General features: G+C 50.2%; 12 protein-coding genes and 1 tRNA gene. 7 read left to right on the forward strand and 6 right to left on the reverse strand.

The window, feature by feature from the left end; translation table 11 throughout:
• Positions 1–22: 22 nt before the first annotated feature.
• From BS627_RS01170 to BS627_RS01185, 4 genes are all read left to right on the forward strand, one after another.
• Entirely contained in the window at positions 23–1,885 is a 1,863-nt protein-coding gene (locus BS627_RS01170; RefSeq protein ID WP_077981473.1) for an AAA family ATPase, read from the forward strand.
• On the forward strand, positions 1,885–2,790 hold the full coding sequence (locus BS627_RS01175) for a sensor histidine kinase (protein WP_077981474.1): 906 nt from the start codon (positions 1,885–1,887) through the stop codon (positions 2,788–2,790). The genes BS627_RS01170 and BS627_RS01175 overlap by 1 nt, the downstream gene beginning before the upstream one ends.
• A complete protein-coding gene (locus tag BS627_RS01180; protein ID WP_077981475.1) occupies positions 2,771–4,198 on the forward strand; it encodes a phosphotransferase in 1,428 nt (475 codons plus the stop codon). Before BS627_RS01175 ends, BS627_RS01180 begins: the two co-directional genes overlap by 20 nt.
• Before the next feature lie 205 nt (positions 4,199–4,403).
• On the forward strand, positions 4,404–5,015 hold the full coding sequence (locus BS627_RS01185; protein ID WP_077981476.1) for a recombinase family protein: 612 nt from the start codon (positions 4,404–4,406) through the stop codon (positions 5,013–5,015).
• Here BS627_RS01185 and BS627_RS01190 read toward each other — a convergent pair.
• From BS627_RS01190 to BS627_RS01200, 4 genes are all read right to left on the reverse strand, one after another.
• Positions 5,001–5,852 carry a hypothetical protein gene (locus tag BS627_RS01190; protein ID WP_077981477.1) on the reverse strand — a complete coding sequence of 284 codons (852 nt, stop codon included), beginning with the start codon at positions 5,850–5,852 and terminating at the stop codon, positions 5,001–5,003. The genes BS627_RS01185 and BS627_RS01190 overlap by 15 nt on opposite strands.
• 75 nt (positions 5,853–5,927) lie before the next feature.
• Complete coding sequence (locus tag BS627_RS24430; protein WP_165691091.1) at positions 5,928–6,092, reverse strand: hypothetical protein; 165 nt, start codon at positions 6,090–6,092, stop codon at positions 5,928–5,930.
• 153 nt (positions 6,093–6,245) lie between these two features.
• On the reverse strand, positions 6,246–7,577 hold the full coding sequence (locus BS627_RS01195; RefSeq protein ID WP_165691092.1) for a DUF6538 domain-containing protein: 1,332 nt from the start codon (positions 7,575–7,577) through the stop codon (positions 6,246–6,248).
• Positions 7,578–7,655: 78 nt separating this feature from the next.
• Positions 7,656–7,732, reverse strand: a tRNA-Arg gene (locus BS627_RS01200).
• A gap of 519 nt (positions 7,733–8,251) precedes the next feature.
• Between BS627_RS01200 and BS627_RS01205 the strand changes: the two genes are divergently transcribed.
• Complete coding sequence (locus BS627_RS01205; RefSeq protein ID WP_077981479.1) at positions 8,252–8,758, forward strand: MarR family winged helix-turn-helix transcriptional regulator; 507 nt, start codon at positions 8,252–8,254, stop codon at positions 8,756–8,758.
• Between the two features lie 260 nt (positions 8,759–9,018).
• Positions 9,019–9,282 carry a hypothetical protein gene (locus tag BS627_RS01210; protein ID WP_077981480.1) on the forward strand — a complete coding sequence of 88 codons (264 nt, stop codon included), beginning with the start codon at positions 9,019–9,021 and terminating at the stop codon, positions 9,280–9,282.
• Between the two features lie 55 nt (positions 9,283–9,337).
• Here the strand turns inward: BS627_RS01210 and BS627_RS01215 are convergent, their stop codons facing one another.
• Entirely contained in the window at positions 9,338–9,814 is a 477-nt protein-coding gene (locus tag BS627_RS01215; protein ID WP_077981481.1) for a hypothetical protein, read from the reverse strand.
• Positions 9,815–9,889: 75 nt separating this feature from the next.
• On the reverse strand, positions 9,890–10,894 hold the full coding sequence (locus BS627_RS01220; protein ID WP_089153201.1) for a LysR family transcriptional regulator: 1,005 nt from the start codon (positions 10,892–10,894) through the stop codon (positions 9,890–9,892).
• Between the two features lie 255 nt (positions 10,895–11,149).
• Between BS627_RS01220 and chvE the strand changes: the two genes are divergently transcribed.
• Complete coding sequence (chvE, locus tag BS627_RS01230) at positions 11,150–12,214, forward strand: sugar ABC transporter substrate-binding protein ChvE (RefSeq protein WP_077981484.1); 1,065 nt, start codon at positions 11,150–11,152, stop codon at positions 12,212–12,214.
• The last annotated feature ends 89 nt before the right edge of the window (positions 12,215–12,303 follow it).

Genomic DNA, 12,303 nt, shown 5'->3' on the forward strand with positions numbered 1-12,303 from the left:
AAAAACGCCGCAGCCGAACCTAATGAATGAGACCACCGAGGTTTTAATGCAAATCAAACGGATGCAAGTCGATGCGGGATTTTTAGCAGGCTTTGACGTTTCATTCTCGCCCGGATTGAATGTGATTATCGGGGCAAGAGGAACTGGAAAAACGTCGATATTAGAATTAATGCGTTTCGCGTTCGCATCTCCTAATCACTCTACAGAAGCGTCAAAGCGATCTTACAATCACGCCATCAATGTCCTCCAAGACGGAGAGGTGCATCTGACGGTAGATTTTGATATTCTTGGTGAGACCGAACTTGCTCGGACGGCGACTGAAGATGAACCCCGAGGGGGGCCAATTTTTCAATCTCCTTTGATGTTCTCGCAGACAGAAATTGAATCGATAGCGCTTAGCTCTCGAGGAAGATTGCAGTTGCTTGATAGATTTGTTGCTGAAAAATTCCGCTTCGATCAAGACGAGGCTGCCGTAGCAAATTCGGTCAAATCAATTTTCAAATCCATTGAAAATCTGCAAAAAGAAACAGAGAGTTTAACGTCCTCCGTCTCGAGTCTTCCGACGTTGAGAAAGGAGTTAGCGCTACTCGAACAAGATGAGAAAAAATACTCTGAGCAGTCTTCAATGACGCCCGAGCTACGGGCGAGACTCTCTTCGTTGATGGAGTATAGTGCTTCACTGACTGTAACCGATACGATCATTGAAAGGTTCGAGGAAAAGTCAAGGAAGTGGGCAGATGCACTTTCAGCTCTACTGAAGCAAGATTACGGCTTGGAAGACATTCAACTTGCAGAAGATAAAGATCCCTTATCTCTGTTCCGAGCCCCGTACCGAGATGCAATAGAGGGCTTGAAGGAGATAGCGGGTACCTTTGTTGAAATGCAATCCGCGGCGGCACAACTCCGGCCGTCTTATCAGCGCAGACGCATCGATGTAGACAATGAAGCACGTAAACTTAGGACTGAGCTTGAAAACACCTCTGAGGGTGCAGGGAATGCACTCCGAAAACTGCATGCTGCTCAAACCCAGCTCGCGAAAATTGTCGCTGCTGAAAGCGCTCTAAAAGAGAGAAATCAGCGGTTAGAAGAATTGCGCATTAAGCGAGACCAGCTTCTAGATCGCCTAGATTATCTCCGTAAAGTTCGGCATGAATTAAGAACGGACGCAGCAGACGCGCTGAATGCTGGGCTTAGTCCACAAATAAAGATCGATGTTGAGAGATTAGGTGATTATAGCGAATACTCGCAAGCATTGGTCGAAAGTCTCCGAGGAAGCGGTCTCCGCTATGGGGAAATTATTTCCAGCATAACGGAGCAAATCACACCTCGAGAACTCGTAAAATTTATTGAAACCGGAGACTATGAGGCTTTCGCGCAAGCTGCCGACATCGCTCCAGAGCGAGCTTTTAGATTAGCCTCTTATTTGGCCGATAAAAACCTGTCGGAAATTGCCACAGCAAACATAGATGACGAGGTAAATTTTCTTTTATTAGATGGTATACAATACAAGCCCGTTGAAAGCTTGTCTGCGGGACAGAGGTGTACGGTTGTATTGTCTATTGTTTTACAGCTATCGGACAATTCCTTGGTGCTAGATCAGCCCGAAGATCATCTAGATAACGCTTTTGTTGCATCGACGATTATTAAAGCACTGAATTTACGGAAGTCTGATACACAAATAATTCTGACGACCCACAACGCAAATATCCCTGTTCTAGGGGGTGCGGACCTTGTTATCGAAATGTCGTCAGACGGGAGAAACGGCTTTGTTCAAGTATGTCAGCCGTTGGAAAACGCAGAGGCTGTAGCATCCATCACGAAGGTAATGGAAGGCGGGCGTGAGGCGTTCGCACGGCGCGCGCGATTTTACACCGAGAACAGCTAATGGATAAAGCTGAGGCCATTAGAGCACTCGAGAGCAACGTCGTAGAGGCGAGATTGGTTGGTGCCCGCTATTTTGGCACGCGGAGCACGGCGGAAGATTTAGTTCTCCTCCAACGGTTTTATGCTGTCGAAAAAGTACGCTGGGTAAAAAGTGCTCTTGCCCGGGGCATAGCTCATGCGAAGAACGGTATCGCGCCTCAACCCGAGTTCAATGCGCCGAAAGAGAACGCTGACGCTGCCGGAATTCGGGCTAAAGCAGTGGAAGAGGTGTCAAAGACGATCCTCCACGAATTCACACCTATTCTAGGTGGACTTCGGATTCACGCGAAACGAGAGCTCGGCGGCCTCTTTGAAGGTTCTGCGACGAAGAAATCGCTTGAGCTGCTTACAGCTCTGGTCCAAAGCGTTCGAGATCTAAAATCTGCTGCCACAACTCCCATGTATGAGGAAGTTGACCTGCATGATATCGTTGAAAAAGCTATTCTTTCACTCGGAGAAGATAACCGAAAGTATGTTTCCCTAGCTAACCCGGTACCTTTCGTGGTGATTTCGGACCCAAACCATTTGCAACTTGTAATTCTAAATGGCCTTAGAAACGCAATTGAAGCGGTTTTAGAGTTGGAGGGAGACACCTCCCCTAGCGTAATCATTAATTGGGGCACAACTGGACCTGAACATTGGTTGGTCATCATCGATAATGGCCCGGGCTTTGCCGATAATCCATCTTCTTTGATCAATTTAGGTTCGTCCACAAAAAAAGATGAAGGTCATTTTGGATTTGGCCTAGCTGTAGTCGCTCAAGCTATGCAAGTTATTGAAGGTGAGTTGAATTTAACCAATAACACATCTAGTGCTGGTGCTAGGTTCGAAATTCGTTGGTTGCGACATGAAAATTTTATTCGTTGAAGACAATAATACTTTTGCAAATGATCTCCAGCCCTCTCTCGCAGATCTAGATAATGTGTCTTTAATTGACAGATTCATCTATGCGACTGATGCAATAGATGCCGCAAAAAAGAATCTCTACGACATAGTTATACTGGATCTGGCTATACCTTACACAAAAGGTGATGAAAAGGAAGAGAAGGAGCATGGGCAAGCCGTTTTCCATGAAATTCAAACAAATCTTCCGCATACGCCAATTCTTATTCTTACCGCATCCGACCCAGATCAATTCACGACAAAACTTGTCAGATATGGGCATAAGATACCGATATGGGGATCCCGAGAAGAGGTAAATACTGTAGATTACTTTAAGAAGGAGGAAACTCTAGAGCTTATAGAGCGCGTCCGTTATCTTGCGGGCATACTTGCCGAAACCAATGCTGTCTCTCTCGACACTCGCGGCAAGGATTTGAGCCTTTCGTTACAACAAACCCGAGCTATTAAGGCATTTACTAGGTCAGCCGGTGGAGTCTCGTGTGGCGTCTCCGATCTCAGTGGTGGTTTATCGAGTACGAGAGTCTTGAGGACTATCGCGAGGGACGAGCAAGGAAAAGCATTAGCCGTTTGCGCTGGGAAACTTGGTCGCATTGATGACGTGAGGAAAGAGATTGACGCTTATGAGCGTCATGTGAAACGCCTTGGTATAGGCGCATTCTCTCCGGCATTTTGCGTACTGAATCAGGGGCTCGGTCAATCTGCGGGAATCTTCTACACCCTCGCTGAGGGCGATATTTCGCTCTTCAGCAGTATTAAGTCGGATCTGGATACCAGCCTTAAGGCTATTGACGGTGTTATGCACGCGTTGGATCGCTGGACGCAAGCCGCTGTAAATCAGTCTATCAAGATTCAAGAGCTCAGGCGCCGTTCACTTTCCGATGAAGCATTAGATCGGTTGCGCGAAGAGTTTGATCTGTCATTTATTGACAAAGTGGAAGAGCGGACCGTCCGTACAGCAGTTTCGTGCGTACATGGTGATCTGCATGGTGGCAATGTCCTCGTAGGAAAAGAAGGTAATCCTGTTATTATCGACTTTGGCGATGTTGGTGAGGGTTACGCCGCCCTTGACCCTGTCACGCTAGAACTAAGCCTGATTTTTCATCCAGAAGCTCAACGCCTTGAACTAAATCAATGCCTCGTCGACCTCATTGAAAAATGGCCTGCCGTTGACGATTATGTTCAGAATAATCCGTATGAGAAATTTATAAATAAATGCCGCGAATGGGCCCACGATGTTGCCGCAGGCGACCTCGACGTTCTAGCTTGTGCGTACGCATTCGTCCTACGACAACTCAAATACAAGACCGTAGATAGCGCAACCACGTTGAAATTGCTTCATTCAATTTGTCAGAAGATAAGTAGACTTTATTGACGAGCTCACTTCTACCAACGCTCTGTTACGTTTGGGCTCACTTCAATTGCCCGTGACGTGCAAGATCCGAAATTCAACTCAGACTCGAGATTTTTCGGGTATACCTCAATCGAACCGTCCGCTTTCTGGTTCGATAATTCACTTATTGCAACTTAAATCGAACTGAGTATTATAGAACCACATTAAACGAACTGTGGTGTTATAAATGTTTGTGCGAGCTTACCTCAGAGCCTCAACGAAAGAACAGGATGCGAACCGCGCAAAAGCGGATTTGCTTTCTTTCGCGAAAGAGCGAGGTCTGAAGATTGCGGCCTCATACGTTGAGAACGAGAGTGGAGCATCTTTGCAGAGGCCCGAGCTTTTCAGGCTGCTAGCGGATTCCCAGCCGGGAGACATTTTGCTCATTGAACAGGTAGACCGCTTAAGCCGCCTCAATGCTGAGGATTGGGAAAAGCTAAAGAATGAAATCAAAAGCCGGCAGGTGAGAGTTGTAGCTCTGGACCTGCCGACTTCATGGTCGTTGATGTCATCGAACGCTGACGAGTTCACCATGCGGACGAGTGAAGCCATCAACAGCATGATGCTGGATATGATCGCTGCTATTGCTCGTAAGGATTATGAGGACCGCAGACGTCGTCAAATGCAAGGGATCGCAAAAGCGAAGGATGCAGGTCTCTACAAGGGCCGTCCTGCGAACGATGCAAGGAACGCTGCCATCCTAAAAATGCTTGCTAGCGGTCAGAGCTGGAATAGCATTGTTGCTGCTACCGGCTGCTCTCGATCAACTATATCCCGCATAAAATCAATGGCTTCGTAGCTTTAGGCTAGCGGAGGCAGAAGTACTTCTCCTTTTCCTGTAGTGGCGCTGCCCGGTAGGCTTCACTTTTAGACCGGACTCAAGGAGCTTTTCATTTTCCTCGCCGAAATTATCGAACATGTCCTCGATCCCTCTGACAATCGCCGCGTTCGGTATCACTTTACTTTTATCCCAAAGCGCCAAGCACATACCTGCTACGAGGTGTGGATGCAGTGAAATCCACAAATGTCTATGTATGGGCGCGTGGAAATCCGCTCTTCTACGTGCGGTCCTACTCAACTTCATGCAACTTCGTGCTCGTTGACCAAATATCCGCCCCTGATACCCGCAAGCAACGTGAAGCATTTTTGCAGTATCAGGATGAACGCCCTTTATCATGTAATTCGCGAATATTTTATCTGTAAGTATGTTTATGTCTTTAAATAATATCTGATTTTTTTCTGTCTTTATGGATATTATTCCAACGAGCTCTTTAATTTTACACTCAAACTCCTTGCGGAGTTCGTCTTCGACGTAACAGACAAAATGGACATGGGCATTTTGGTGAGGATGTTCTATACTGAAAGCCCAAAATTGATCTTCGGGATAACCTAGTATTTTCCTTTTGGCTTTCATCCACCGAAAAAGTTTACGTCTAATATTTTTGAATTTTTCAGGGGTTTTATAGTCATTATAGAAGTTTATAGTCACTGCTACGTTTAAAGGACGACCGCAAAATTTTGCGTAATCGAAAGCATGAAGTATGTTTATAGCGGTGTTGTAACTTATATAATCACTATATCTAACTTTATTTTCATTTATATCGTAAAACTCATCGTGGTAATCTTCGTATGTCATTATTAAAAATTATTCTATATTTTCTATACTAATATATTTTGCAATGTCACTATCTCTAACCATATAACTAGATTTTTAATGTAAGGTCTTCCACGCTGGTTCTTCCATCTCGATTTCATCGAGCAGCTCTTTGTACGCACGGTTTATCGCTGTAAATTCCTTTTTTAAGCCGTGCCTGTAAGCAAAATCTCCGGCCCTTCTTAGAGCTTCCATGTAAATCTCTGTGTCGTAATCAGTCATTTTTGAAAATATCCTCTTCGTAAAATTATTCGGTTGTAATGTTCTTCACAAAAAAATTGCGCAGTAAAAAAGCCCCAGAAGCGGCGCTTCCCGAGCTCAAAAATACGATATATTTTTGGAATGAATTTTATCTACTGTTCAATTGGAAAAATGTCAATAGCGGTCGAAGTCACTTTCGAGTTGCTTCATAGCAGATGCTACGTCTTTGAGGCGATAACCTTTGCCATAATTCGCGCCACTACCCGGGGTGTCATGGCCCATGATGTGATCTTGCATATCAATCGGAATGCCATGCTCTCTCATCCGGTCCTTGAAAAGATGACGCAGACTGTAGGTCGTACATACATCGTTTTCGGAAAGGCCGTTCTTTTTTAAAAATTTATTGATGAGCTGAGATGCAGATGTATGGCCATTTTCCCCCGAGTACCTCGTAAAGCCTTTTGGGCAGGCCTTAAATGCCTCAAGGGCGTATCCCATCAAAGGGATTTTTCTTTCCCGGTACTCGGTCTTTATTACCCGCTTTGAGTTAGCCCTAATAAAAATGTGCGGGATATCGGCATCTAAGAATATGTCCTTATCGGGATCAAGGCCGCAAAGTTCTTTTAAGTGGCACCCTGTATCGAGCATCGCAAATGTCATGTTTCGGGCGTAAAAATTCAATTCTGCGAAGGGATCTCCCTTTAGCCATTTATCCCTGATGAACTCGCGTGAGAAAGCTTCTCGTTTATTGAGCTTCTCCTCGAATTTTAGCTTGTCAAATGGTGTGGAAACTTCATCCGCAGCGACGTCCTTTGAGACGTAAAATGTCCTGATCAAGGTGCGCATGGCAATCAGCCGCTTGTTGGCGGCATTTTCGGCGATCTCTCCCCTCTGTATACGCAAATCGAGTTCATTTTTATAAGAGAGGGCGGACTCTCTATCCAAGCTGGACAAACCCTTGTCGCCTCCGACGTGGTCGATAAATTCTTGGCAAGCCAACTTAAGTGGCGCTAGTTTTCTCTTGAATTCGGTTTTGTTCAGAAACCTATGCGCAGTAGCGTTCTGCTTCTCGTAACAGCTTACAAGGCCCGACAGCATGATGTCGTTACCGCCAGCATTGAAGAGTGAGGAGAAAGTTCGTGGGTTTTTGTTAGGGACGGCATCCCATTTTCCGACGGTTTCAATAAACGCTGGCGGATGTTTCAGGAGAGTGGCTAGATCAACCAGTTCTCGTCCCTGAGAATTCGCTAGATTGGATGCGTCATCAAAACTCAGTGCTTTTTCTGACGCGATCCCTTGTTTGAGCCTTGCCAGTTCAACGTCTGCGGCCTTCTTCGCGGCCTCATACCTACTAACCGCAGCGGTAAGGTCTGTGGTGCGAAGAGAGATCTTAAATTCACGCTTCCCCGCGAGCTTACGATATTTTTCGGGGATGGCCTTTCGGAATACGTAAGCTCCTTTGTTATTGCGGTAGAGGTTTGCGAGCTCCTTCGAAATTTTCTTCAATTTGTACTTTCCTTTGTACTGCATAGGTCATGAAATCACCTGATGTGCCAATAAAAACAATAAGTTAGTTGAGTAAAATGGCGCACCCGACAGGATTCGAACCTGTGACCTTTGGAATCGGAATCCAACACTCTATCCAGCTGAGCTACGGGTGCAGCGGTCACGCTTGAATCGCGTGCAGCGGTTGGTTCATACCCCAGCTTTGTTTGCGCATCAATGTCTAAAAATCAGAGTTTTGCGAAACGTTGTCTGTTTTTGGGCGGAACCCGTTGTGGGGCGTGTTTCGCGGCGGCCGCCGCCCTTTGCGCGGTGGCGGGGCGATGCGTCGTTTGACGTATTGTTTTTTGTTGGAACGGGGTTTCTCTTATAAGTAGTATGTTATTGCCGGGTCGAAACGCTGTTTTGCCGCCTTCATGAAGAGGTGCTCGGATGAGGTCAACGCCTTTCAAAAGCGGCTCGGGAAGCGGTTTTATCCCCTCAAAATTGGCGGGTAAATAGTCATACTTATTTTGCTCGCCGCGTGGCGATCTGGTGTCAGGGTTTGCGTCGTCGGCGATTAACTGTCAAATTATTATACAATATTAGTATCATCTACATTTATTTGGGATACAGTTTCGTGACGTTGTCGGTTATGATTTCGGCAAGGTAAAGGAACGAATCAGGCGGGGGATCGGATGGCTTTGCGATTGGCACACAGCAACGGGCCGCGGACGGAAAAGGCCGAAAACGGCAGCGCGGAAGCGGCGCATATCACGGCTATCGACTATGGGTTGCTGACGACTGCGATCAGCTATCATTTGCGGCACTCGCAACTTGCCGTGGCAAACGGTTTTGCCGATGTGCTGGCGGAGCAGGGATTGCGACCGGCCGATTTTTCCGTTCTCGTCATCGTCGGCGGCAATCCGGGTCTCAAGCAGAGCGATGTGGCCGAAGCGCTCGGCATACAGCGCGCCAATTTCGTCGCCATCGTCGACAGCATGGAAGAGAAGGGACTACTCGTCCGCCGCAAATCGGAAGAGGACAGGCGCGTTCACTTCCTCGACATGACGGAGGAGGGCAGCAACCTTCTCGACCGGCTTTCCAACACCTGGCGGGATCGTGAGGACAAGCTGATCGACAGGATCGGCGGCAAGAAGGCCCGCGATCAACTTCTGGCGCTGCTCGGACGCCTGCGCGACTGACATTCGAAGAGAGCGATGGGTCACAATGGCGCAGGCAGCCGCAAGGTGCGGCCTGGTTTGCAGATATTCCTGTCTTCCCATGTCTGCGGCGCCGGTGACGATCTTGCTGCGCTGGTCTCTCACGCGAGCCTGATCGGCGGCAGGGCTGAATTGCGTTGCAATTTTCCTGTGAAACCGCCAAGACGCGTAAGCATCTTCACGCCGTTGGGCGTGGAACCGCAATCATGCGATCGACTGGAGAGGCCCGGGACGGGAACGCCATGCTGAATATCGATACGAGTCATCCGCTTTATCGTCCCTTGTGGGTCCGGTTGCTCATCGTCGGCTTTTGCGCCGCATGGGCCGTCATCGAATTCGTCAATCGCGAGTTTTTCTGGGGAACCATCGTTGCCGGCATCGGGGCCTATGCGGCCTATGAATTGTTGCTGAAGTTCAAACCCGCTAGCGATGCCGCCAAAAGCGGGGACGGCACGAATGAGCACGCCGCCGAAAGCGCGCCCGCCGACAAGAACGATGCGGGCTGAAGCGCCTTCTATCTTTCGTTTGAGGTATCTTGCGGGATAAGGCCGTCCGGCACTTTTACCGGAAATGCTCCCGCGCCCGCAGCATCCTTATCGCCTGGTCGATCAGGAGATTGGCAGCCGTCATGCGCAGCGTCGCATTGTGCCGGAACTGCGGTTTCACCCGGTCGGGATGATTGAGGCGGGCAAAGGCGCGACGCTTCTCCGCAAGCGTTGCGGCCGTGTCCGCGTCGTGGATCGCCAGTTCCACCGAAACATCGGCAAGCGACGTCTTTTCGAGATGAGCCGGCATCGGTTCCGGTTCGGGTTCCTGCTCCGGTTCCGGCGGCGGCGCGGGGTCGGCCAGGAAGGCGAGATAGGCATCGAGATTACCGTTCGCGGGCGGTGGCGCTTCTATATGGGTATCGACAACGAACCCCGAGCTGAAACCGGCAATTCGGTGGCCGGCGGGCGGTGAAGGCTCCGCGCCTTGTTCTTCCTCCTCCTGTTTCAGTCTTTCGACGACCGATTGGAAAACGGATTGTCCGAAGAGCATGCGGCTGTTCCCTGCGCCGGCCTCAATGATCCGGCCTTCATAGGGGATGAAGGTGGAGTCGGGCTTGCCATCTCGTCATGTGGTGGTCAGTTTGCGGCTTTCATCCAGAACCAGATCGTAAAGCAGGCGGGCGCTGGGCGGCAAAACACGGCCCTTGGTGGTGATGATGCTGTAAGGCTTGACCACGAGCTCGAAATCCGTCGGCAATATTCGGGTTCGGCCGATATCCGCCTGCTGGCCGGTAACGAATTCGGCCATGTCCTGGGCAATCGGGGCGATGGCGTCCGTGTTGCAGACAAGCGCAAGGGTGAGCACCACGGATGGCGTGTTAATGACGTTGCGCGGCATGGCGACGCCGTGGGTAAGGAACACATCTTCCATGGTTCTGCGTAAAAGCGCGCCGGGCGGCTGGAAGACCCAGTCGTAGCCGGAAAGGTCTTGCAAGGTCACGGGCGCGCCCTGAAGCAGCGGGTGACCTTCGCGCACCACCAGACAGGCGCGTTCTATGCCGATTTCATGGATGGAAAAGAGGCCGGGATCGAAATCGTCGGGAATGCGGCCGATGATGAAATCGTGGCGGGCCGCCAGCAGTTCGCGGGCGAGCACGTTGCTGCTTTCCACCTGCACGTTGATTTCGATGCCGGGATAGGTGTCCATGGCGCGCCTTATGGCGGGAACCACGAGGCTGATCGCCGGTGCAGTGACGGCGCCGATATAGACCGAGCCGCCGCTGCCGGATTTCATCTGGTTCAGTTCGCGGCTCGCCTCGCGCAGCTCCAGCAATATGGTGCGCGCCCGGCGCGCCAGCGCCTCGCCGAATTTCGTCAACACCACGCCGCGCGACGCCCGCTGACAGAGGGGTGATTTGACGATCGCCTCCATTTCCGAAAGCATGCGCGAGGCTGCAGGCTGCGTCATGTTCATGGCCGCGGCGGCCGCGCTCACCTGTCCGTGTTCCTCGATCATGACCAGCATGCGCAGGTGGCTCATCTTCAATCCGGCCCGCAGCAAGGGGTTGTCTTCAAAGACGAAAAGGGCCTCTGTTGTTTGCGCTTGCTCATACACTTTTAGGTTGTTCATTCGTCGTTTTATACCCCTCATCGGTTTTTGTATCGATTTAATATATCATAATTGATATATGGAAACTGATTTATTCTATTTGACAGTTATATGGATTCAGAACAACTTGCGGAATGCCGGGGAGGAGCGGCAGCTGTTCCATTTCGCAATTGCGAAATCGGAGTGAGCGCGATGCGGCTTCTTCCTCTGACGGCATGAATTTCATGGTGCACCGCAGCATGCGGGCTCCAGAGAAGGGCTCAAGGGAGAGAGTTTATGAAGTCCATTATTTCGCTGATGGCGGCTTGTGCCATCGGTGCTGCTTCTTTCGCAGCGCCGGCTTTCGCGCAGGACAAGGGTTCCGTTGGTATCGCAATGCCGACCAAGTCGTCCGCACGCTGGATCGACGACGGCAACAACATCGTAAAGCAGCTGCAGGAAGCCGGTTACACGACCGATCTGCAATATGCCGATGACGATATTCCGAACCAGCTTTCCCAGATCGAAAACATGGTCACCAAGGGCGTCAAGGTCCTCGTGATCGCATCGATCGACGGCACGACGCTGTCGGACGTCCTCAAGCAGGCCGGCGAGCAGGGTATCAAGGTCATCGCTTATGACCGCCTTATCCGCAACAGCGGCGACGTCAGCTACTACGCGACCTTCGACAACTTCCAGGTCGGCGTTTTGCAGGCGACTTCGATCGTCGACAAGCTCGGTCTGAAGGACGGCAAGGGTCCGTTCAACATCGAACTCTTCGGCGGCTCTCCGGACGACAACAACGCCTTCTTCTTCTATGACGGCGCGATGTCGGTTCTCCAGCCATACATCGACAGCGGCAAGCTTGTCGTGAAGTCCGGCCAGATGGGCATGGACAAGGTCGGTACGTTGCGCTGGGACCCGGCGACGGCCCAGGCCCGCATGGACAACCTGCTTTCGGCTTATTACACCGACGCCAAGGTTGACGCCGTCCTGTCGCCTTACGACGGTCTTTCTATCGGCATCATCTCCTCGCTGAAGGGCGTTGGTTATGGCACGAAGGACCAGCCGCTGCCGGTCGTTTCCGGTCAGGACGCTGAAGTTCCTTCCGTCAAGTCGATCATCGCCGGCGAACAGTATTCCACTATCTTCAAGGACACCCGTGAACTCGCCAAGGTGACCGTGAACATGGTCAACGCTGTCATGGAAGGCAAGGAGCCTGAGGTAAACGACACCAAGACCTATGAAAATGGCGTCAAGGTTGTTCCGTCCTACCTGCTGAAGCCGGTGGCCGTGACCAAGGAGAACTACAAGCAGGTTCTCGTCGATGGTGGTTATTACACCGAAGATCAGCTGAAATAAGCTCGACACACATGCGGGGATGGCTTGGCGTCATCCCCGTTTTTCCATAAAAATAAAAACGCCTGAATTAATCGGGCGCTGGATTGCGA

It is taken from the genome of Agrobacterium salinitolerans, from assembly GCF_002008225.1.
Classification (GTDB): Bacteria; Pseudomonadota; Alphaproteobacteria; order Rhizobiales; family Rhizobiaceae; genus Agrobacterium; species Agrobacterium salinitolerans.

Coding starts and splice junctions, on each gene's coding strand:
- BS627_RS01170 (WP_077981473.1), top strand. CDS start 23: ATGAATGAGACCACCGAGGTTTTAATGCAAATCAAACGGATGCAAGTC.
- chvE (WP_077981484.1), top strand. CDS start 11,150: ATGAAGTCCATTATTTCGCTGATGGCGGCTTGTGCCATCGGTGCTGCT.
- BS627_RS01185 (WP_077981476.1), top strand. CDS start 4,404: ATGTTTGTGCGAGCTTACCTCAGAGCCTCAACGAAAGAACAGGATGCG.
- BS627_RS01220 (WP_089153201.1), bottom strand. CDS start 10,894: ATGAACAACCTAAAAGTGTATGAGCAAGCGCAAACAACAGAGGCCCTT.
- BS627_RS24430 (WP_165691091.1), bottom strand. CDS start 6,092: ATGACTGATTACGACACAGAGATTTACATGGAAGCTCTAAGAAGGGCC.
- BS627_RS01210 (WP_077981480.1), top strand. CDS start 9,019: ATGCTGAATATCGATACGAGTCATCCGCTTTATCGTCCCTTGTGGGTC.
- BS627_RS01205 (WP_077981479.1), top strand. CDS start 8,252: ATGGCTTTGCGATTGGCACACAGCAACGGGCCGCGGACGGAAAAGGCC.
- BS627_RS01190 (WP_077981477.1), bottom strand. CDS start 5,852: ATGACATACGAAGATTACCACGATGAGTTTTACGATATAAATGAAAAT.
- BS627_RS01215 (WP_077981481.1), bottom strand. CDS start 9,814: ATGCTCTTCGGACAATCCGTTTTCCAATCGGTCGTCGAAAGACTGAAA.
- BS627_RS01175 (WP_077981474.1), top strand. CDS start 1,885: ATGGATAAAGCTGAGGCCATTAGAGCACTCGAGAGCAACGTCGTAGAG.
- BS627_RS01180 (WP_077981475.1), top strand. CDS start 2,771: ATGAAAATTTTATTCGTTGAAGACAATAATACTTTTGCAAATGATCTC.